Source organism: Pseudomonas lyxosi (genome assembly GCF_047758685.1).
Lineage (GTDB): Bacteria > Pseudomonadota > Gammaproteobacteria > Pseudomonadales > Pseudomonadaceae > Aquipseudomonas > Aquipseudomonas lyxosi.
In genome coordinates this window covers 3,819,710-3,840,354 of record NZ_CP180481.1, presented here as the reverse complement: position 1 = coordinate 3,840,354, position 20,645 = coordinate 3,819,710, and the positions used below count along the sequence as shown (strand labels likewise).

The following is a 20,645-nucleotide window of genomic DNA, read 5'->3' as shown; positions in this document are numbered from 1 at the left end:
CCAGCAATAAAAAATCAACCCTGCGTGTAAGGGTCTGCAGCGCCCTGCCGATAACGACAAAGCGTCGCGCTCGATTGCCGGCGTTTTATGGACCGCAAAGCATTTAGCAGGGACTTTACATGCGTCACCTCAGACACCTTACTTCGCCTCTGAATCAGCAAAAGATTGCTGGCGTCACGTTCCATTTCGATCCGTCTGATCAGAACGAACTGGTGACTTTGCTTCAGCGTTTTTTTGCCGAGCCGGATCAGCATGCCTTGCTGGATATTCCCGAGGAAACCCGCAGCGTGTTCCTGCTCGAAGGTGAGCGCAAATGGGTGTTGAAACACAACCGCCTGACCCACTGGAAAAAGCAGCTGCAGAATTTCCTGGGCCTCAAGCGTGTGTTCGGGCTGCATGACCTGACCAACGAATTCATCAACCTGTCCGTTGTGTCCGCCAAGTCGGAGTCATCGCCCAGAGTGGCTGCATTCGGCCACGTCGGACGTTTTCCGTTTCTCAAGGAAGAGTATTTGCTGGTCAGTTTTTTCGACAATCATTGCAGCGTCGATGATCGACTGATCGCCCAACCCGAGCAGGCGCAAACGCTGCTGTCGGACATTTTCCAACTGTTTGGGCAGACGCTGGTCGAGGGGTTTGTGCACATGGACCCGCACCCCAAGAACATCCTGATTGGCCCCGATGGCAGGCTGCGCCTGATCGATTTCGAATGCTGCGCGCATTCGGTGCTGGATCATGACTTCAGCCTGGGGTTTCTGCTGGGTTATTTCTATCGCTTCTGGTTCAACAAGTTCATATCGGTTGAACACTACAACGCGTGCTGTGAACGCTACCTGAAGCATCAGCACCCGCAATTGAACCGTGAGGTTTTCCAGGCGGTGTATGAGCGCTTTCGAGACCGTGGTGTTTCCCGGAGCACGCGTTACCGCATCCTCACGTGCCCCAAGGCCCAAGCTGCATTCCTGCACGAGTTGAGGTAACCGACAGCGGTTGACTCAGCCTTGTTTCAAATCGAGGCAGTAGGTGTAGTAACCCGTGTCGCGCACATAACCCAGGGATTCATATAACCGTTGCGCGCCGACATTGTCCGTGGCCGTTTCCAGCACCATACCTTTGGCACCGGTCAACAATGCAAAGGCTCGCGCGGTGTTCATCAGCAACGTGCCTACCCCTTGCCCTCGGGCGGCGGGTGTTGTGAAGAGGTCGCCAAGCAGCCAGGTGCGGTGCGCGTCGATGGAGGAGAACGTCGGGAACAACTGGACGAAACCCAGCGCCTCGCCGCTGGGTGCCAGGGCGAAGAAAATCGCGGATTCGTCCCGGGCAATGCGCTCGGCGATGAACTCGCGAGACTGCGGCAGGTTCGACGGCTGGCCGTAGAAGCCTCGATAGGCGTCGAACAGGCCTGCGATTTTATCGAGGTGGGATGCGTCGGCGCGCAGGGCCTGGATGTCCATGTTGATCGTCTCCTTGCGGATTGATTTGATGAGAAATGTAGATCAAAAGATCGCAGCCTGCGGTAGCTCCTACAAGGGATGGCGTACGCAGGCTGCGATCTTTTTGGGCTCACCCAAATTTCCGATTTCCTCCTTAAGGCCTTTCAGTTCCGCTCAGGGCCACCGCCGGCATTGATGTCCTGGCCAGCCCGTAATAAAGAATACCCGGCACCACCAGACCAACGATCCAGGAAATATCGACACCGCCGAGCTGCGCGACCATCGGCCCGGAGTAGAAGTGCGTATCGACGAAGGGCAACTGGATCAACACGCCCACGACATACACGCTGATCCCGCGCATGTTCCAGCGGCCATAACGGCCCGCCGGGTCGGACAACGCCGGGATGTCATAGCGCTCTTTGTTGATGAAGTAGTAATCCACCAGATTGATCGCGCTCCACGGTGTGAAGAAGGTCAGCAAAAACAGGATGAAGTACTTGAAAGTGTTGAGAAACGAGTACTGCCCCAACAGCGCGAGCGTGGTAGATGCCGCGACAATCACCAACACAAACACCATGCGCTGGCGGGCGGAAATCTCCAGACGGCTGCGAAAACCACTGATGATGGTGGCCACGCACATGAAGCTGCCATAAGCGTTGAGCGTGGACACTGTGACCTTGCCGAACACCACGCTCAAGTACAGCAGGGACGCCATCACACCGGTACTGCCCAACCCGACGATGGTCGCCACCTCGTGACCGCGGAAGTTCGCACCGGCCAACGCCGCTGCAAACACCCCCAGCACCATGGACGCCTGGGCGCCAAGCACCGTTCCAAACCCGACGGCAGTAAACGTCTTCCACGAGGAGGTCTTGCTCGGCAGGTAGCGTGAGTAGTCGGCCACATAAGGGCCAAAGGCGATCTGCCAGGACGCGGATAACGACACCGCCAGCAGGAACGTACTCCAGCCGAAGTGACGGTTTTCCAGCAACAGGCCGATATCGTTGAGGGTCATCAACCGGGTAAACAGATAGACGAAGGCGATGATGCCCAGCACGCTGGCCACCCGGCCGACCAGGTGGATGACCCGGTAACCGAAGATCGTCAGAAATGCGATGCAGGAGGCGAAAATCAGGATGCCGGCGCTGTCGCTGACATGGATCAATTGGGCAATCGCCTGCCCCGACAACACCGCACCGGTGGCGCTGAAACCGAGGTACATCAGGCACACCAGCACAATCGGGATGGCCGCCCCATAGACCCCGAACTGCACACGACTGGAGATCATCTGCGGCAGGCCGAGCTTCGGTCCTTGTGCCGCGTGCAGGGCAACCACTGCGCCGCCGAGCACCTGGCCGATCAGCAAGCCGATGAGCGACCAGAACACATCGCCGCCCAGCACCACGGCCAGGGCGCCGGTGACGATCGCCGTGATCTGCAGGTTGGCGCCGAGCCACAGGGTGAACTGGCTGTAGAGGCTGCCATGACGCTCGGCCTCGGGAATGTAATCGATCGAACGTGTCTCGATCAGGGGACTTCGCTGCTGACTATCGCTGACCTTGGTCATTACGGTGTTTTCCTTTGAGGCGCTTGTTTTTATGGGGTGGGCCCGAACGCTTAGAACGCCTTGCTGGCACTGGCAACCACCGTGGCGGAGCACAAATCACCATAGCCGTACCAGCTCGTGCATTCGCTTTTCGACAGGTCGGTATCAATGTAGCTAAGGCCCCAGGTCACGCCCACGAAATCACGGGTCAACTTGGCTTCCCACTCGCTGTAGACCTCACGGCTTTCGCCGCTGGCGGACCAGAAAGCCGGATCCTTGACATCGTTGCGACCCACGCGCAGGTCCAGGCCGATCTCGGCCGGCAATTCGATTTTGTAGCTGAGGTAGGTGTAGAGGGTGTCCTGGTCTTCGCCAAAGAAGTTCGGCGTATCTTTTGAGTAGTAAGCGCCGAGCTTCACGCCATAAACGTCAAGGACGGCGTAGACCTCACTCAGGTTGAATTGGCCCTCTTTCGGGTAGTCGTACTTGATGTACCCCAGATCGAGACTGATGGCCTCGGTCGCCTGCCAGTAGTAGCCCGCGTAATACTCGAGTTCCTGCCGCGTCTTGAACTCGCCGCCGAAATCGACATTCGAGGTCCAGGCGCCAACGTACAGGCCGCTGCTGTGCATCAGCGTGGCGCCGGCCTGAGCCGCCGGATCCCCCAGGGTTTGCGAAATGCCACGGGTGCGGTAGTCGCTGAAGACTCCCAGGGTCATGTCCAGGCTGAAGTCATCGTTGAGTGGCAGTGCCTGGGTGGTCAGGGGTGCCAATACAAGCGTGGCAAGGGTCAATACTGAGCGTGCGTTCATACAAGTCTCTTATTTTTATATGGAGGTGCGGGTAATTTCAGGCATGGCGATGCCGAGCCCCTCGTCGTACGAGGAGCCAGGCGTCTGTTGCGTGGTGCGGGTGAACGGAGGGTCAGGACGCGGGCGCGTAGACCTCTTTGCCGGCGAAGAAAGTCTTCAGGACCTTGGTGTCGAACAGTTCTTCATCGCTGACCTTGAAGACATCGCGGTCGAGGATGATCAGATCGGCCTGTTTGCCGGGTGTCAGCGAACCAATCTGCTGCTCCAGGCGCAGGGCCTTGGCGGCATTGAGCGTGTAGGCGTAGAACATGGTCTGGCGATCGATGCTTTCCTTGGCATTCAACACACCCAGCGGCCCTTTGCGTGTGCTGGCCTGAGCGATGGCGTTCCATGGATTGGGGCTGGACACCGGCCAGTCACTGCCTCCGGCGATGACCGCACCTGCGTTATGCAAGGACTTGGCGGGATACTGATAACCGTAAGCAAACGCGCTGATATAGGGTTTGACGAGTTCGACGGTGTAGCTCTCGCCGGTGGCCCACAGCAATTGCATGGAAGCGATCACGCCAAGCTGCTTGAAGCGCGCAAACTCTTTCGGGTTGACCAGTTGCAGGTGGCTGATGCTATGGGCCACCGGTGTCGGGTTGAGTTTGCGCGCATAGGCAAAACCATTGAGTGATTCACGCACCGCACGGTCGCCGACCGCATGCATGTGCACGATCCAGTCGCGCTTTTCCGCTGCCACGACCAACTCACCGAAGTGCGCGGGGTCGATCAGCAGTTGACCGTTTTTATGGCTGTTCTTGAAAGGAACGATGACCGCTGCAGTCTGCCCCGGAAACTCGAGAACGCCGTCAGCGAATACCTTGATGCCAGGAAAACTCAGGTTGGGCACACCCTCGAATTTCTTCATGACCTTGGCCAGCACTTCCAGGTCGGCCGGTCGGCTTTTCGGGTTGGCCAACAGCAGCGCGGCGACGTGGGCATTGAGCTCGCCCTTCTCCGCCAGTTCGCGGTAAAGCGGCAGCACGCCGTAACTCTGCTCGGTTGCCTTGAAATCGAACAGCGAATCGCCACTGCCGGCATTCGCCGCCGCGTCCATCCAGGCGGTGACGCCGTATTGATTATTGACCTTCACCGCCTCGCGGGCGGCTTTCAACATGATCTCGTCGCTGGGCGCGGGGATCTGGCTGCGTACCTGGTCCCAGCGAGACTCGGCAAAATAACCATTGGGGGTGAAATCCCCGTCGTGACCCACAAAGCTGCGGTCCTGTTCCGACAGGCCTTTTACCAGTGTCGCGTCGATTTTCAGGCGCTTGAGCATGGCGTTGTTGGCCCAGCCGGTGTGCCCGTCGATCCCGCTGAGGACCACCGGTTGATCCGCCCAGCGTCCCTGATTGAAGCGCTGGCCCAGCTCACGGCTCTTCTCCCAATAGGCCGAACTCACCCCGGCGATGCTGATCACGTCACCGGCACGAGCAATGCCCGCCTGATCCTGTTCGATGATCCACTGTTCAAGCTCCGGCAACGGTTTGACTTCATCCAGCAGGTTGGCACCCATGCTGTTGAAGGCCGCCACCACCGGGTGACTGTGGGTATCAATCATTCCCGGCATCAGCACCTTGCCCGCCAGATCGATCCGTTGCGTGCGGGTGTCGCCCAGGGCGTTGATCTCGGCATTACTGCCCACTTTGAGAATCTTGCCGTCTTGCACGGCCACCGCCTGGACCAGTTCCTGACCGGGTTCGGCGGTGAAGACCTTGCCGTTGAACAACACAAGATCAGCGGCGGCCATGGCTTGCACCGAAGAAAAAGCCAGGGCTGCGGCCAACAGGTTTGGAATAAATCGCTGCATCGGAACACTCTCTTGTTTTTATTGGGCAGGACGGGCGGCTGATGCCTGGGACAACGCCTTCGGATCAAGGCCAACGAACGGCGCCTTGGCCCACACGACCTGGCCGCCCACGACCGTCAGCAGCACGTTATTTCGAGCCAATTCCTCCTCGGGGACCTGCATGAAGTTCTTGTCCAGAACGATCAAGTCGGCGAACTTGCCCACCTCAACCGAACCGACAACAGCGTCCAGTTTCAGCTGCTCGGCAGCGTTAATGGTGATGGTGCGCAGCACTTCAGTGCGCGACAGCGCCGGGTCGGCATTCAGCCTGCCCGCATACTTGGGGCCGTAGCTGTGTGGGTTCAGCGGATCGCCTGAGCGGGTGACACCGATCTTCAGCGCGAGGAACTCGTCAAGCGGATCGACGGGCCAGTCGCTGCCATACGCCACACGGCCGCCGGCACGGGCGATGCTGCCCGATGGCTCCATACGGGCAAATCGTGCAGCCCCCAGATGTTCGTTGGTGCCGTCAACCGTGGACGGCGCTTGCTGGGCCCACTGGAAGGACATGTTCGCAGTCACGTCGAGCGCCTTGAAGCGCGCATAGTCGGCAGGGTCCACCGACTCGTTGTGAGTAATGGCCGGGCGGAAGCCATTGCCAGGCAATTGCTGGCGCACGTATTCGATACCGTTCAGTGAGTCACGCACCGCGCGGTCTCCGGTGGCATGAAGGTGCGGATCGAGGCCGGCCTGAACGGCTTTCAGCAGCAGCGGGTTGAGCACTTGCGGCGGGAAGTAAAGCTCACCGGTGTTCTTGCCGGGTGTCCACTTCGGCGCCGTATCGGTGCCGGCATTGCGCAGGTATGGCGTCAACATTGCACCCGTGTCCGCCGGCGCGTTGATGATGCCGTCCATGAACAATTTGACGTGGCGCATGCTCACGCCCGGCGCTACTTTTGCTTCGCCCTGATCGTAGGTATCAGCCAACGCCTTGGCGTCGGCGATGGTCTTCGCCGGGTCTGCCGTGGCGGCCGCAGGGTCGAGTTTGATCGCCAGCAAGGCCCGGGCCGTCAGCTCACCCGACTGCTGCAGGGTGGTAAACGCTTTGCCGTTTTCCGGCCCCGACAAGGCATCGAAGAAACTGGTGATGCCTTGCTGGCGCATGGCGTCGAGCGCCGCGCGGGTCTGATTGAGTTTCTCTGCGTCGGTGGCGGGCGGCACCACGGCGGCCATGGCCTCGGCGGCTCCGTCTTCGCAGATGCCGTTCGGGTTGCCGGCGCTGTCGCGCATGTACTTGCCGTCACCAGGATTGGCCGTTTGCTTGTTGATGCCGGCGACCGCCAGGCCGCGAGAGTTGGTCAGCACCGTATGGAAGTCGGTGGAACGGACTTGAATTGGACGGTTGGTCTTGAGCGCGTCCAGTGTCGATTTGTCGGGGTCGCCGTCGAGTCCGGTCATGCCAATGCGGTCCCAGCTGCCCACTTCGAGCCAGACATCGGGGCCCTTGTCCTTGTCGGCATCCAGGCACGCCTGAATGGTTTCCTGGAAAACCTTGCGGGTCATCGTCTGGTATTTCAGGTCGCACAAGGTCATGGCGCGGCCGCCATCTCCCGGATGCATGTGCGCATCGATGAAGCCCGGCATCACCATGCGGCCGGCAAGATCGATCAGCTGTGTCTGCGTGCCGATGTACGAGGAAACCCCTGCATCGCTGCCGACATAAACGATCTTCCCGCCCGTGACGGCGATCGCCTGCTGCACGGAATTCTTGCCGTCGACGGTGTAGACATAGCCGTTGCGCATGACCATGTCGGCGCCTGTCGAAGCGTGAGTCTGACACCCCACCAGCGCCACACAGGAAAATGCCGTTGTCGCGGCAACGGCGATAAATAGCCTGGAAAGTTTCAACTGCCTCACCTCTATTTTTATAGTTTTGGAAGTGGCCCGAACGGACGGTCGCAAGCCCCTGATATGCAGGGCATACCCTATAGAGCGCGGCGGTCGGATGGACCTCCACAAATGAGGAGGGGTAAGGCAAATACCGGGCAGTTGAGCAGCAACGCATGCTTTGTAGCAGCTGCCGAAGGCTGCGTTCGGCTGCGTAGCAGTCGTAAACCCTAAGTGCGCGGTGAGTCTGGTACACCGCATAGTCTGACTTCACGACTGCTGCGCAGCCGAACGCAGCCTTCGGCAGCTGCTACAAGGTATGCGTTATGGCTTAAGGCGCTGCGCTTAATTACGACGTGTAGTTTCCGCAAGCGAGGTCGGTGAACGCAGGGCAGAACCCAGCTCCACTTTGCTCTTCACGCCGAGTTGCAAGTAGCAGTTGCGCAGATAGGTGCGCACTGTGGCCGGACTCAGTGCAAGGATTTTGGCAATTTCCTTATAGGAATGACCGGCGGCGAACAGCATCGCAGCCGTGCGCTCGCGTGGCGCCAACACCGCCCCGCGCGACTGTGATTCGAGTGACAGGATGACGTGCTCGGCGTTAGGACTCAGCGTCAGCGCACAACGACCGAGGCGAATCACACACGGCGCTTTTTGCAGTTGCGCGATGACATCAACGGGAAGCATTGAACCACTCCAGCCGGGCAACTCGCGCTGAATGGCGGCGCATAGACTTGCGCCCACATACAGCAGACTGCCGTCCATCCGGACGACCCCGAAGTCACTCGCCCCGTTGCCCGTGTCGCAGCGAATCATGTCCTGCACCTGAAACCGCCACAGCTGCAACAGATGGTCGCAGAACGCTGAAAACAACCCGGCCTCGCTGTCATTGAAAGCCGGTGCATGAAGGCCACGGTAGAGACAGACGAAGAACATCAAGCCGCTTTCAGGGAGCTCGAACGTGATGCACATCAGGTGGTAGAGGTCGTGCCGCCGTGCGAAATCGTTCACCTCTTCGCAGGGATCGGTGAATCCACTGTCGCGCACAACTTCCCCGGGGTGACTTAAGGTTTCCTGGGAAAATCTGTCGCTGACCGCCACTTTGTGCCATTCGACGGCAAACGACTCAGGCAGATTGATCCGCCCGTGCATCCAGCTTTGAGGAGGAGTACTGGCGTCTGATGTCGACATCTCGCCCCACCATGCCGAAGCGAAGGGCACCAGTTGGCGGAAGGCCTGCAAGCCGTCTGCGATGAATTGGGATGCCCCGCGGTCTCGAGCAAGCCGACCCAGGTGCAACACGCAGCGATTGAACGCTGTCAGCGTGGCCATCGACGCCTTGGCGCCGACCTCATCACCCTCCTCCATTGTTCTCATCCTGTTTACTACATGGCGTATTTTTTTGACGATGCCATAGGCGCGGTTATGGCGTCCAGCGAGCGCTGTCGTACGGTTTACTCCGGCTGTCTGCAAGAATGACCCAAATGCGCTAATTCCGCTAAACCGGCCCAGGGGCAGGCACAACACCGTCTAATCTGAATGAAGCACGACCACAAACATGCCTCTAGCCTCTTGATACAGGGGAGATGGGATGACCGGAAAAACAGCACGCCAATGCTCGTCATGGATCCTGCCCTCCCTGCTCGCCATCAACCTGGCGCTGGCAGCGGGATGTGCAGGCAAAGCTGCGACGGCTCGCTATTCGGCCTCAAGCATAGGCGACAGCTGCTATGCAAAAGCGCTACCCACTGCCGGCGAGGGCGGCCTGGCTTGGGGCACCACCTTGAACATGGCTCGCAAAAAATCCCTGGATAATTGCATACGCTATGCCGGCCGATCCGGTGGCACGCCCGATACCTGCAAAGTGGTGTTGGCGGAGTGCAAAAATTAATAGAGGGCAGTGAAGCGGGCCGCTTGGTTCGCGGTCAACCACTTATTGATAGCTACCCCGGTACCGAGGATTTTTGCGCACCGACACTGCCCGCCCTGCCGGCGACTGCAAGTGCCACGCAACAAGCCAGTAACGAGAACGCGGCGAATGCGCCCATCACATGTAGATAAGGCAACACGTGGTTCCAGGCTCTAGCCACCCCCAGGAAAGCGGCGAATAACCAACCGCTCATGGAAAGCGCACCCAACAAGGCAAGCCGCGTTCGGCCTGCACTGCGCAGTGCGACGAATGGAGCCTTTTGCAGCAACGGGAAGCCGACTCGATGCAACAATGCACCGTTGAGGCTAAGCAGCGCGACGACAGTTACCTTGGCCCAGAGTTTCTGATTGAGCAGATACGCGTCGCCTTCATCGAGATAACCCTGAAGCACCAGCAACAGTCCGCTTGCCCAAAGGGCCAGCAGTGCGAGGCAGACGATCTTCTGAGTTTCATCAAGGTACTCAAGCCTCGCCTGGTCCGGTATTTCCTTGCGCCAACTCCAAAGCTTGTGATCCGCCTGCAACACCCTCCCCAGGGCAATACACGTAGCAAGCAGATGACCGTATACGAGAAGCATTTTGAGCATTGCCTTGACCTTATTATTGTTTTGGCGCTGCGTTCCCTGCTTCGCTGAATTGAAAACGAATGATACAAATTTGCAATTGCGTTTTCAAGATGAGCCCCTTTGCAAAGTCACTTCCGACAGGTCGCCTTACTGACGTCCATCTGTTGTGGCTTGCTCAATACATATGGATAACCGTATATTCGGACAACCACATGTATTGAAGCCCCTCCATGCTGAACCCTGCCGCCGTATTCAAATGCCTGTCTGACGAAACTCGCACGCGGGCCACCTTACTGATCACCCGTGAGGGGGAGTTATGCGTCTGCGAACTGGTCTGTGCCCTGAACGACAGTCAGCCCAAAATATCTCGCCACCTGGCCCAGCTCCGGGCATGCGGTCTACTTCTCGACCGCCGTCAGGGTCAGTGGGTCTACTACCGGCTCAACCCCGAACTGCCAAAGTGGGTTCGCACCATTCTTGAGACGACCCTGGAAGCCAACGCCGACTGGCTTGAGGAAAACAGCACTCGACTCAAAGTGATGGGCGACCGCCCTATCAACACTGCCGCCTGCTGCTGACCCATCACCCGTCGAGACTGCTCATGTTTACTGCGTTCGCCATTTTTCTCGTCACCATTGTGTTGGTCATCTGGCAGCCCAAGGGACTGGGTGTCGGCTGGAGCGCCTCCTTGGGGGCTGCTCTTGCACTGATTGCAGGTGTCGTGACGCTGGACGATATTCCGCTGGTGTGGGCCATTGTCTGGAACGCCACCGCTACGTTTATCGCGGTCATCATCATTAGCTTGTTGCTTGATGAGGCGGGCTTCTTTCAGTGGGCCGCCCTGCATGTGGCACGCTGGGCCAAGGGCGATGGTCGTCGCCTGTTCGCTTTTACGGTGCTACTGGGCGCAGCCGTTTCCGCCCTGTTTGCCAATGACGGTGCGGCACTGATACTGACCCCTATCGTAATTTCAATACTGCTCGCATTACGCTTTTCGCCCGCGTCCACCCTGGCGTTTGTCATGGCGGCAGGCTTCATTGCCGACACGGCCAGCCTGCCCCTGGTGGTGTCGAACCTTGTCAATATCGTTTCAGCCGACTACTTCGGCCTGGGTTTCAGCGAATACGCCTCGGTCATGGTCCCGGTCAATTTTGTTGCCGTGGGCTCCACTCTTGGCGTGCTGTACTGGTTTTTCCGTCGCGACATACCCGAACGCTATTCACTGGATGACCTACAAGATCCACGGCGTGCCGTGCGAGATCCGCTGACGTTTCGCGTCGGCTGGATGGTTCTGGGTTTGTTGCTGATTGGGTTGTTTGCGCTGGAGCCTCTGGGCATTCCGATCAGTGTCATTGCAGCGGTCTGTGCCGCGATGCTGTTCGCCGTTGCGGCGCGTGGGCATGTGATTTCAACCCGACGTGTGTTGCGTGAAGCGCCATGGCAGGTCGTGACCTTTTCGCTGGGCATGTACCTGGTCGTTTATGGGCTGAAAAACGCTGGCCTGACAACCTATCTGACAGTGGCCCTGAACTACTTTGCCGATTTCGGCCTGTGGGGCGCCGCGTTGGGGACTGGTTTTCTCACGGCGTTGCTGTCATCCGGCATGAACAACATGCCTACGGTGTTGGTGGGTGCGCTGTCGATCCAGGCCAGTGACGCTACCGGCGTGGTGCGTGAGGCCATGATCTACGCCAATGTCATCGGCTCTGATCTGGGCCCGAAAATCACGCCTATCGGTAGCCTGGCAACACTGCTCTGGTTGCATGTTCTGGAACGCAAGGGCATCCGCATCACTTGGGGTTATTACTTCAAGGTGGGTGTCGTTCTGACGCTGCCCATTCTGTTCATCACATTATCTGCCCTGGCCTTGCGCCTGGGCGTTTAACACCTGCCCGTCTGGAAAGAGGAGTCGCCATGCGCGTTCTGTTCATGTGTACCGCCAATAGCTGTCGCAGCATTCTGTCCGAAGCGATGTTCAATCATCTCGCACCGCAAGGTTTCCAGGCGGTCAGCGCCGGCAGCTTCCCCAAAGGGCAGGTTCTGCCGCGCAGCCTGACCACGTTGCAAGAGGCCGGGATTGCGATCGACGGGTTAAGCAGCAAAGGCAATGATGCCTTCGAGGCCAACCCGCCGGACATTGTCATCACCGTCTGCGACAAGGCCGCCGGTGAAGCCTGCCCGGTCTATTTCGGACCGGCCCTTAAGGCCCATTGGGGATTGGAAGATCCATCAGAGGTAAAGGGTGATGAGGCGGCCGTCGCCGCTGCATTCCACTCGACGCTTGCACGCATCGAAACTCGCTGCCGGGCGTTCCTCGCCCTGCCCTTCGCCGAACTTGATCGCGATGCTCTGAAACGCGAACTCGACCGCATCAGCACACTGTAACGGAGCCCCCCATGACCCACTCACTGCCTAATCTCGACGCGTCATTGATTCAGTCCATTGCCAGTGACGACGGCCGACACAAACCACGAATCCTGTTGCTGTACGGGTCAACCCGCGCACGGTCATTCAGTCGGCTGCTGGTCGAAGAAGCGGCCCGTCTGCTCGAACACTTCGGTGCAGAGACGCGGATCTTCAATCCATCGGGACTACCGCTACCGGATGACGCCCCCAGCGATCACCCGAAAGTTCAGGAATTGCTTGAGCTGATGCAATGGTCTGAAGGACAGGTCTGGTGTTCACCCGAGCGCCATGGCTCCATGTCTGCCGTATTCAAGGCCCAGATTGACTGGGTGCCGCTGGCCCTGGGCGCTGTTCGCCCGACCCAAGGGAAAACGCTCGCGGTCATGCAGGTCAGCGGCGGTTCCCAATCCTTTAACGTGGTGAATCAGCTTCGCGTGCTGGGACGCTGGATGCGGATGTTCACGATCCCTAATCAATCCTCCGTGCCGAAGGCTTTTCTGGAGTTTGACGAAGGCAACCGCATGAAACCATCCTCGCTGTATGACCGAGTGGTAGACGTCATGGAAGAACTGGTGAAGTTCACGTTGCTGCTGCGCGAGCGCCCGGATCTGGTTGATCGCTACTCCGAACGCAAGGAGTCAGCGGAAGAACTGACTCAGCGGGTGAATCAACGGTCGATTTGAAAGCTGGGATGAAGCCAAAAGCGTCTGCGATCCACCCGCACTTGTCCTATCCTTCCATCCAACCACCCACTCCGGACATCGATATGCCCGCCCCCGAATCCGCCCTTCTCCAAAGCTGGCACCACAACGCCCAACCCTGGATCGAAGCCATCCGCACCGGCGCCATCGAAAGCCGCCTCAAGGTCACCGACCAGGCAATCCTGCTGGCGGTGCTGGGCCGCCAGCCCGAGCGCGTGCTCGACCTGGGTTGCGGCGAGGGCTGGCTGTTGCGTGCGCTGGCTGAACGGGGCATCGAGGCAGTCGGTGTGGATGGCGATGCGACGCTGGTCGAGGCGGCGCGGGCGGCGGGCTCTTCGCGGGTGCATTTGGCGAGCTATGAAGAGTTGGTGGAAGCGAAGGTGGGCATCGGCCGCGACTACGACCTTGTCTGCGCCAACTTCGCCCTGCTGCACCAGGACATCATCCCTCTGCTCGCCGCCATGAACGCCCTGCTCGCCCCTGGCGGCGCGCTGGTGATCCAGACGCTGCATCCGTGGACCGTGGCGGCGGGCGACTATCAGGATGGTTGGCGGGAAGAGACCTTCGCCGGGTTCAAGGGGCAATGGCAACCCATGCCGTGGTATTTCCGCTCCTTGTCCAGTTGGCTCAATGCGCTGGACATGGCCGGTTTTCAGCTAGCCGCCCTGCAGGAGCCGCAGCACCCGCAAAGTCCTGTGCCACAGTCATTGCTGTTGGTCGCCGAGCAGCGGGGTTCGCTACTCATCAGTAATTCCCTTCCCGCACCAACCGTCTGACCTCAGCCTGTATGGCATAAGCCGGCGCCTCCACCGCATTGAAATCCTGTGTATACCGCTGGGCAAATCCTTCTACCCCCCATTCCTGATACTGCTGCACATGCTTTAATTCGTGAGCCCAGAGCACGACGTCCTGTTCTGCGGCTTGAGCGTCCCGGAAGAGGATGATGTCGATCAGCGTGACGGCACCGACATCGGGGTTTTGCAGCATGGCATTGGCGGCGCTGAATTGGCCGTTGTTGCTCACTTTGTAGCGCGCGGCGTCGAGGACGCTGGGGTCGTACCAGCGCAGCAGTTGTTCCCGGATGTGCGGTGGAATGGGTTGGATGCCGGCGTTGGCTGCTTCAGCGCGGGCCTGGGTCAGCCACAGCGCCAGGGCAGGTGCCGCGATCTGGTAGATGCCATCAGGCACCAGGTCTGGCAGGCAGATGCAGCCGTCCAGGCACACTTGTTTCTCGCCAGGTGGGCAGGCGTTGGTCTGGGCTGGCACTTCAAGCGTCAGGCAAAGAACAAACAGCGCCACCAGGCGCGTGGTGATGGGCGACATTGGGCGCTCCAGGGACGGACGCAGCGCGAACAGTGGGCCACCATTGATCGACGATCCGCATGGCTTTAGCGTAGTCCCGAACCAAGCGCCCCAAAGTTAATCCACGACGAACAACTTGGCACCGATGGTGCTGAAAGATCGATGCCCCTCAGCTTGGCGCTTCGGCAAGGCTTTGTCGCTGTTCAAACGTATTCGCTGACTTTGTGAATAGTTTCGTGTGTTATCGATCTCGATGGGTCAGGGCCTGGAGCCCGCGTCCATCTCGCAGGCCTGCGCCAGTGCTTGCGTATCGATATACTCCCGGATGTTCGTCAGTTTTCCATTTCGCACAGTAATGGCGAAGACCCAATCGTCCTCCCACGTTTTATTCGTGGCTTTGATTCTCCCCCTGGCGAAACCGACGACCAGAACCCGGTCTCCCTGCGCCACGTATTCGTGGAACTCCATGACTGATGTTTCCATCTTTTCGGAAGCCTTCTGAAGCAGATCTGCCAATCCCGCGTGCCCGCGATGCGTGCCAGCCAGCGGCCAGTCCTCGCCCGGAATGATCCATTCAATATCTTCGGAAGTCAGCGCCAGTAGATCTCGCCTATCGCTGCGACCCATTGCTGTAAAGAAGTCCTTAACAACCTGGACATTCTTTTGTGTGTTCATCGAAATATCTCCGTTTCTCTCGCATCTGATCGCGTCCGTTCTAATCAGATACCTTGTTGACCTGCCGGTGAGGGGCGTGGTGTCGGTGATTCAGCCGATATCGACGTTCAAGGCGATGTCCCAAGTGCCGGCGCCGTTTTTGGCCAGGCCGATCATCATCAGGCCGAGCGCCTCGAGCGTCTGGGCCATGTGCAGGCCACCGACATCCAACGGACGCAGCCCGAGACTCTCGATGAACGTCGAGACGCGCGCCTTGGCCTGCGGATCGTCGGCGGCGATGAACGCGTCGAGGGGGCCTCCCTTGGCAAGGACGTGGCCGAAGAGGGTGTTGAATGCCTTCACGATGTGCGCGCTGGCGGGGGCGATCCTGGCGATCTCCTGCGCACCAGAACTTCCGGCGGGACAGACGAGGCCCGTGAGGTCCGGAGAGGCCGTGTTGGTGATGTCGATGATCACCTTGCCGTCGAGCGCGTCCCCGTAATCGGCCACCACCGACGCCGCACCGGTGTACGGCACGGCGAGGATGACGATGTCGCCGGTCGGAGTGTCCCCGTACGTCCCTGTGATCGCGCCGGCTGCGAGTTTATCGACCAGCGCCTGCGCCTTGGCGGGGTCGCGGCTGACCACCTCAACGGTGTATCCAGCTTTGGCGGTACGACCGGCGATCGCCGCAGCCATGCCTCCTGAGCCGATGATGCTGATAGTGCTCATGTGCAGTCTCCTCGTGAATTAGAGTATTTCTCGTTGCGGGCCAGTTGCGACCCGGCTGCCTGCTCAACTGAACTCAGTCGGCAGGGAAGTAATGGCCGTTGTCCAGGTCCTCGAGCAGGCCGGGCTGAGCAGGCTCCCAGCCGAGGGTCTGGCGGGTGATGAGGTTGGACGCCGGGAGGTCCAGCGTGACCAGATTCGCGAGGAACCCAAAGTATCCCGGCAGCATCAGTACGTCTGCGGGAATGCTCACGGCCGGCACGCCCAGACGGCTGCCAATGGCCTCGGCGATCTCGCGGAACGAAATAGCCTCGTCGGCAACCGCGTGCCAATTTTTGCCGGCAGGGCCCTTCTCCAGTGCCAAACGGAACACGGCGGCGAGGTCGCGGGCGTGCACGGCCGACCAGTTGTTCTTGCCGTCACCGGGATAGCCTACGACGCCCTTCTCCTTCGCAAGTCCGATCAGTATCGGGAGGAAGCCGGCGTTGTCGGTGGTGCTGTGCATGATGGTAGGAATCCGCACGACCGAGGACCGCACGCCTTGCTTGGCGAGACCGAGTACGGTCGTTTCGACGATGTTACGAACTCGCAAGGTGCCCTTGAACTTCTCGCCGCCAGAGAGGGTGGGATCCTCCTCGGTTGCTGGACGGCCGAGATGTTCCCAACCCGGCGAGCCGATGCTCCCAGACGTGACCAGCGGCTTTCCAGTCCCCTTCAGTGCCTCGCCGTATGCGAGCATGATCGCCTGCTCCGCGGCAGCCACCGCGTCGAGGCCTCCGGTGGGAAGCAGGTCTTGCCTGTGCGCGACGTGAATGACACCGTCGGAATCCGCTGCCGCCGCTTTTAACCCGTCGAGATCATCGAGGTCGCCGCGACGCACCTTGGCGCCAAGCGCAGACACCGCCTCTGCGGACTTGTCCGACCGGGCAAGCGCAGTGACCTCGTGACCGGCTGCAATGAGGTCGGAAATGATATACGGACCGGAATGGCCGGTCCCTCCAGTGACGAAAACGCGCATGTTAATGCTCCTTGTGAGTGATGTGATGCGAGAAGTGGTGCTACGGGTGCACTCAGCCGAGAAGGCTGACCCCGATTGAGAAGTTGGTGTGCTTGACGGAGTGGGCGATGAGGCCCAGCGACAGCAGGCAGGCATGCTCCAGCGTTCGCGCCATGAGCAGCGGCCCAGCGTCCATCGGGCGCAGTCCGAGGCTCTCGATGAACGCCGAGACGCGTGCTTTCGCCAGCGCGCCGTCCCCGGCGATGAACACGTCCAGCGGGTGGCCCTCGACAGGACTGTCGGCCAGGACGTGGGAGAAGTGGGTGTTGAACGCCTTGACGACTTCGGCGTCGGCAGGGGCGGCTTTGGCGATCTCCTGTGCGCCGAAACTGTCCTCAGGGGTCACAAAGCTTGTGAAGTCGGGGGCGACGGGGTTGGTGATGTCGACAAGAAGCTTGCCTGCCAATTCTTCGCCGTACTGCTTCACCACGTCGAGAACGGCTGAGAAGGGAACCGCCAGGATGACAATATCCCCGGCGGGGGCTGCGCCGAACGTTCCTGTCGTGGCGCCGGCTCCGATCTGCTCGGCCAGCGCCCCCGCCTTGGCGGTGTCACGACTCATCACTTCGACGGTGTGTCCGGCTTTGGCGGCAAGACCGCCGATCGCTGCGGCCATGTCACCTGAGCCGATAATGCTGATAGTGCTCATGCGCAGTTTCCTTGCAAATATGGGGGTTGATCATTCCAAGGCTGCTGGTGCGATCCGGCGAACTCATTCAACGTGCGATCCATGCTGGTCGCTTTACTTGCAAAACGCAAGTGAACTATGGAGTTTTACTTGCGACATGCAAGCGATGCTAAGATCCAGCCATGAAGACAACTCTTAAAGAAGACTTTCGATCCCATTGCGCGGTGAACTACGGCGTGGAGATTTTCGGCGACCGGTGGTCGCTCTTGATCATTCGCGACATCGTTTTTGTTGGAAAGAAGACGTATGGCCAGTTTCTGAAATCGGAAGAGGGAATCGCGACCAATGTTCTTGCTTCCCGACTTGCCTTTCTTGAGGAGCAAGGCGTTCTCTCGAAGGCGCCCAGCCCCGACGACAGGCGCAAGGACTTCTACACATTGACCGAGAAGGGCCTGGACCTCATTCCAATTGTGATCAACATTGTGCTCTGGAGCGCGAAGCATGATTCGAAGTCGTACGTGCGGCGCCACGAGGATTTAGTTGCTCGATTAAGTCAAAACCCCATGCAGGTGAGCGAGGAAGTGAAGGCGCTGGTCCGCAATGGCGGGTGCATCTTTCCTGAGAGCGGGGGATGAACAAGGCGGCAAACGCGCCCTGTCACGGCGCGCAAATGAGTTGGTATCGGTTCCGATGACTCAGGTCCGAGGGCTTGAGCCCATCTCTGAGGCCCGCGCCAGTGCTTGCGTGTCGACATACTCTCGGATGTTCGTCAGCTTGCCATTGCGAACAGTGATGGCGAAGACAAAATAATCCTCAAACGTCCTGTTCGTGGCTTTGACTTTCCCCGTAGCAAAACCGACTACCAGAACCCGGTCTCCCTGCGCCACGAACTCGGGGGGCTGCGGGGAGGAAACTTCCATCTCTGCGGAAGCCTTCTGAAGCAGGTCTGCCAATCCCGCGTGCCCGCGGTGCGTGCCGGCCAGCGGCCAACCTTCTCCCGGAATGATCCACTCGATATCTTCGGCAGACAACGCCAGCAGACCTTGCCTATCGCCGCCGCCCATTGCTGCAAAAAAGTCCTTCACAATCTGGATATTCTCTTGAATGCTCATAAAGACTTCTCCATTACTCTTACAGAGGATCGTGTAGTGTCCGTCTTTCAGCCGGGGACGAGGCCAAGTTGTTGCTGCATCGCAGAAGCCTCGTTGTAGCAATGGAAAGATTTGACCTTCCCGCCTTCGAGGTGGAAAACATCGCATGACGGGACATCTATCGTCTTGCCCGTGGGAGCCAGTGTCCCTGAAGCAAGAGGCAGATCACCCTTGTGCGTTCCCCGAATCGCGAGTTCGACAACGACGACGTCTCCCGCGACATGGATGTTAAATATCTCACGGTGGACATCGGGGAACGCACTGACCATCCCCGCGATAGACTCACCAATGGCTTTCCCGCGAAACTTCATGCCGGATGCCATATCCCACATGTATCCTTCCTCAGAGAACATGGAAACAAACTTCTCGATATCCGTTCCTTGCCCTTCCGCGGCGGCGCAGAGCTCTCTGACTATTTTTTCATTATTAAGCATCATCATTCCTCTCCTTCATTATTGAGCACTTACCTGGTCACATAAGTTGTGGCCAGGACCGCCTCAAAATTGGCGATCGCGATTCATCAGTCGAACTTGACCAAGTCCTTGAAGATCAGTTGACCCCAGGTATTTCCGCGCGCCTGCACAAGCAGTCCACCTTCCGAAAGCCCGTCCAGTTTGATCGGCGAGAAACCTAGATTTTCTGCAAGCGCACCCACTTCCGCTGCGGCGCCGTCATCGTCGCTCGCCAGGAACACGACTCTCCTGCCACCCTGTACGGCCGGATCCTGGCCAAGGACGCCGGCGCCCAAATGGTTGAAGCCCTTGACCAGTCGTCCAGCAGTAAAGGCCTGCGCGACGACTCTGGAAGAAGGCTCTCCTCCCAGTTCCTCAGGGGACACGCCGTAGGCATTGGTCACATCGATGATGGTCTTCCCCTTCCAGGTCGGCAACGCCTTAGCGACATCCGGGTGCGACTCGAAACGGATAGCCAAAAAGACGATGTCCGCCTTGACCGCTTCCGCCAGTGTTTTGGGAATGATCGTGGGTCCGATCGCGGCCGCGGCGGGTGCGAAGCTTTCCGGATCGCGCGTCGTTGCCACGGAGACTTCGATGCCGTTGCGGGCAAATGCCTTGGCCAGCGCCTGGCCGATATTGCCAAAGCCGATAATTGCGTAGCTCATATATTCTCCTGGGGTTTACCGAGCCCTACGGCGCTCCTGACGATCTAATGGAGCGCCGTAGGGCGTAGCGCGTCAGATTTGCGCTAGGCCGCCGTCGACGGCGACCTCGCTGGCGGTCATGAAGCTGCTGTCCTGCGACGCGAGAAAGGCAGCCACCGCTCCGATCTCCGCCGGATCGGCCATGCGCTGGAGCGGATTCATCGAGGCGAAGACCTTCATGCCCTCCTCGCCCAGCGCTGCCTTCGCGAGTTCGGTCGCCGTCGGCCCGGGCGACAGCACGTTTACCCGGATGCCGGTGCCCTTCAGGTCCTCCGCCCAAGTCCGCGCGAGGTTGCGCACTGCCGCCTTGCTCGCGCTGTAGACGCTGAATGCCGGGGCGCCCGTGGTGCCGGCGCTCGATCCGGTCAGGATGATCGAACCGCCCTGGCCCATCAGCGGCAGCGCCTTCTGAACAGTGAAGATCGTACCCTTCACATTGGTGTCGAAGGTTTCGTCAATGTGCTCGGCAGTGAGCTTGCCGAGCGGAAGCGGGCCTCCCGCCCCGGCATTGGCGAAAACGATGTCGAGGGTTCCGCGCTCGGCCTTCACCGCCGCGTAGAGTCGGTCGAGGTCGGCCTCATCCGAGACCGAGCCCTTCACTGCGCGAGCATTGGGCCCGAGGTCGGCCACAGCTGCGTCGAGCACTTCCTGCCGGCGGCCGAAGATGAAGACGAAGGCGCCCTCCTCGATGAAGCGTTTTGCAGCGGCGAGGCCGATGCCCGTAGCGCCGCCGGTGATCACGGCGGTTTTTCCATTCAGTCTGGTCATGACGTTCATTTTTCCTTGGCGTGTACGGAAGCAGGGAACTGCTTGCTTGAGGCCAAGGATGCGGGCCTAATAACCTAACGACA

General features: G+C 59.4%; 24 protein-coding genes. 8 read left to right on the top strand and 16 right to left on the bottom strand.

Going from position 1 to position 20,645, the window contains the following annotated elements; genetic code table 11:
- Positions 1-119: 119 nt before the first annotated feature.
- A complete protein-coding gene (locus ACMXYI_RS17660; RefSeq protein ID WP_415768327.1) occupies positions 120-980 on the top strand; it encodes a phosphotransferase in 861 nt (286 codons plus the stop codon).
- A 15-nt stretch (positions 981-995) separates the two neighbouring features.
- On the opposite strand, the gene ACMXYI_RS17655 is transcribed toward ACMXYI_RS17660, so the two are convergent.
- From ACMXYI_RS17655 to ACMXYI_RS17630, 6 genes are all read right to left on the bottom strand, one after another.
- Complete coding sequence (locus ACMXYI_RS17655) at positions 996-1,454, bottom strand: GNAT family N-acetyltransferase (protein ID WP_415768326.1); 459 nt, start codon at positions 1,452-1,454, stop codon at positions 996-998.
- Positions 1,455-1,587: 133 nt separating this feature from the next.
- Positions 1,588-3,000: a purine-cytosine permease family protein gene (locus ACMXYI_RS17650; protein WP_415768325.1), complete on the bottom strand. Its 1,413-nt coding sequence runs from the start codon at positions 2,998-3,000 to the stop codon at positions 1,588-1,590.
- 50 nt (positions 3,001-3,050) lie between these two features.
- Positions 3,051-3,791, bottom strand: a complete 741-nt coding sequence (locus ACMXYI_RS17645; protein WP_415768324.1) for a TorF family putative porin — start codon at positions 3,789-3,791, stop codon at positions 3,051-3,053.
- 112 nt (positions 3,792-3,903) lie between these two features.
- Positions 3,904-5,646: an amidohydrolase gene (locus ACMXYI_RS17640; RefSeq protein WP_415768323.1), complete on the bottom strand. Its 1,743-nt coding sequence runs from the start codon at positions 5,644-5,646 to the stop codon at positions 3,904-3,906.
- A gap of 18 nt (positions 5,647-5,664) precedes the next feature.
- Positions 5,665-7,533: an amidohydrolase gene (locus ACMXYI_RS17635; protein WP_415768321.1), complete on the bottom strand. Its 1,869-nt coding sequence runs from the start codon at positions 7,531-7,533 to the stop codon at positions 5,665-5,667.
- Between the two features lie 324 nt (positions 7,534-7,857).
- Positions 7,858-8,880 (bottom strand): helix-turn-helix transcriptional regulator, encoded by a 1,023-nt coding sequence (locus ACMXYI_RS17630; protein ID WP_415768320.1) that lies wholly within the window; start codon positions 8,878-8,880, stop codon positions 7,858-7,860.
- 223 nt (positions 8,881-9,103) lie between these two features.
- On the opposite strand from ACMXYI_RS17630, the gene ACMXYI_RS17625 reads away from it, so the two are divergent.
- On the top strand, positions 9,104-9,403 hold the full coding sequence (locus ACMXYI_RS17625) for a hypothetical protein (RefSeq protein ID WP_415768319.1): 300 nt from the start codon (positions 9,104-9,106) through the stop codon (positions 9,401-9,403).
- A gap of 52 nt (positions 9,404-9,455) precedes the next feature.
- Here ACMXYI_RS17625 and ACMXYI_RS17620 read toward each other — a convergent pair whose 3' ends face one another.
- The gene (locus ACMXYI_RS17620; RefSeq protein WP_415768317.1) at positions 9,456-10,028 is read right to left on the bottom strand and encodes a hypothetical protein; all 573 of its coding nucleotides are present in this window, start codon (positions 10,026-10,028) and stop codon (positions 9,456-9,458) included.
- Between the two features lie 209 nt (positions 10,029-10,237).
- On the opposite strand from ACMXYI_RS17620, the gene ACMXYI_RS17615 reads away from it, so the two are divergent.
- The 5 genes from ACMXYI_RS17615 (at position 10,238) to ACMXYI_RS17595 (ending at position 13,890) form a co-directional block, all read left to right on the top strand.
- Entirely contained in the window at positions 10,238-10,585 is a 348-nt protein-coding gene (locus ACMXYI_RS17615; RefSeq protein ID WP_415768316.1) for a metalloregulator ArsR/SmtB family transcription factor, read from the top strand.
- Positions 10,586-10,608: 23 nt separating this feature from the next.
- Positions 10,609-11,892, top strand: coding sequence for an arsenic transporter (locus tag ACMXYI_RS17610; RefSeq protein WP_415768315.1), 1,284 nt, complete (start codon positions 10,609-10,611; stop codon positions 11,890-11,892).
- Positions 11,893-11,921: 29 nt separating this feature from the next.
- Positions 11,922-12,392 (top strand): arsenate reductase ArsC, encoded by a 471-nt coding sequence (locus ACMXYI_RS17605; RefSeq protein WP_415768314.1) that lies wholly within the window; start codon positions 11,922-11,924, stop codon positions 12,390-12,392.
- Between the two features lie 11 nt (positions 12,393-12,403).
- Positions 12,404-13,096, top strand: coding sequence for an arsenical resistance protein ArsH (gene arsH / locus ACMXYI_RS17600; protein WP_415768313.1), 693 nt, complete (start codon positions 12,404-12,406; stop codon positions 13,094-13,096).
- 83 nt (positions 13,097-13,179) lie between these two features.
- The gene (locus tag ACMXYI_RS17595; RefSeq protein ID WP_415773908.1) at positions 13,180-13,890 is read left to right on the top strand and encodes a class I SAM-dependent methyltransferase; all 711 of its coding nucleotides are present in this window, start codon (positions 13,180-13,182) and stop codon (positions 13,888-13,890) included.
- Here ACMXYI_RS17595 and ACMXYI_RS17590 read toward each other — a convergent pair.
- The 5 genes from ACMXYI_RS17590 to ACMXYI_RS17570 form a co-directional block, all read right to left on the bottom strand.
- Positions 13,859-14,437 carry an eCIS core domain-containing protein gene (locus tag ACMXYI_RS17590; RefSeq protein ID WP_415768312.1) on the bottom strand — a complete coding sequence of 193 codons (579 nt, stop codon included), beginning with the start codon at positions 14,435-14,437 and terminating at the stop codon, positions 13,859-13,861. The genes ACMXYI_RS17595 and ACMXYI_RS17590 overlap by 32 nt on opposite strands.
- Positions 14,438-14,674: 237 nt before the next feature.
- Positions 14,675-15,091, bottom strand: coding sequence for a nuclear transport factor 2 family protein (locus tag ACMXYI_RS17585; protein WP_415768311.1), 417 nt, complete (start codon positions 15,089-15,091; stop codon positions 14,675-14,677).
- A 90-nt stretch (positions 15,092-15,181) separates the two neighbouring features.
- The gene (locus tag ACMXYI_RS17580) at positions 15,182-15,802 is read right to left on the bottom strand and encodes an NADPH-dependent F420 reductase (RefSeq protein ID WP_415768310.1); all 621 of its coding nucleotides are present in this window, start codon (positions 15,800-15,802) and stop codon (positions 15,182-15,184) included.
- A 73-nt stretch (positions 15,803-15,875) separates the two neighbouring features.
- Positions 15,876-16,817 carry an SDR family oxidoreductase gene (locus tag ACMXYI_RS17575; protein ID WP_415768309.1) on the bottom strand — a complete coding sequence of 314 codons (942 nt, stop codon included), beginning with the start codon at positions 16,815-16,817 and terminating at the stop codon, positions 15,876-15,878.
- A gap of 52 nt (positions 16,818-16,869) precedes the next feature.
- A complete protein-coding gene (locus tag ACMXYI_RS17570; protein ID WP_415768308.1) occupies positions 16,870-17,505 on the bottom strand; it encodes an NADPH-dependent F420 reductase in 636 nt (211 codons plus the stop codon).
- 161 nt (positions 17,506-17,666) lie between these two features.
- Here ACMXYI_RS17570 and ACMXYI_RS17565 point away from each other — a divergent pair, with 161 nt between their 5' ends.
- Positions 17,667-18,119 carry a winged helix-turn-helix transcriptional regulator gene (locus ACMXYI_RS17565; RefSeq protein WP_415768307.1) on the top strand — a complete coding sequence of 151 codons (453 nt, stop codon included), beginning with the start codon at positions 17,667-17,669 and terminating at the stop codon, positions 18,117-18,119.
- 60 nt (positions 18,120-18,179) lie between these two features.
- On the opposite strand, the gene ACMXYI_RS17560 is transcribed toward ACMXYI_RS17565, so the two are convergent.
- From ACMXYI_RS17560 to ACMXYI_RS17545, 4 genes are all read right to left on the bottom strand, one after another.
- Positions 18,180-18,596: a nuclear transport factor 2 family protein gene (locus tag ACMXYI_RS17560; RefSeq protein ID WP_415768306.1), complete on the bottom strand. Its 417-nt coding sequence runs from the start codon at positions 18,594-18,596 to the stop codon at positions 18,180-18,182.
- Between the two features lie 47 nt (positions 18,597-18,643).
- On the bottom strand, positions 18,644-19,072 hold the full coding sequence (locus tag ACMXYI_RS17555) for a nuclear transport factor 2 family protein (RefSeq protein WP_415768305.1): 429 nt from the start codon (positions 19,070-19,072) through the stop codon (positions 18,644-18,646).
- A gap of 83 nt (positions 19,073-19,155) precedes the next feature.
- A complete protein-coding gene (locus ACMXYI_RS17550; protein WP_415768304.1) occupies positions 19,156-19,755 on the bottom strand; it encodes an NADPH-dependent F420 reductase in 600 nt (199 codons plus the stop codon).
- Between the two features lie 72 nt (positions 19,756-19,827).
- Positions 19,828-20,562: an SDR family NAD(P)-dependent oxidoreductase gene (locus tag ACMXYI_RS17545; protein WP_415768303.1), complete on the bottom strand. Its 735-nt coding sequence runs from the start codon at positions 20,560-20,562 to the stop codon at positions 19,828-19,830.
- Positions 20,563-20,645: the final 83 nt, after the last annotated feature.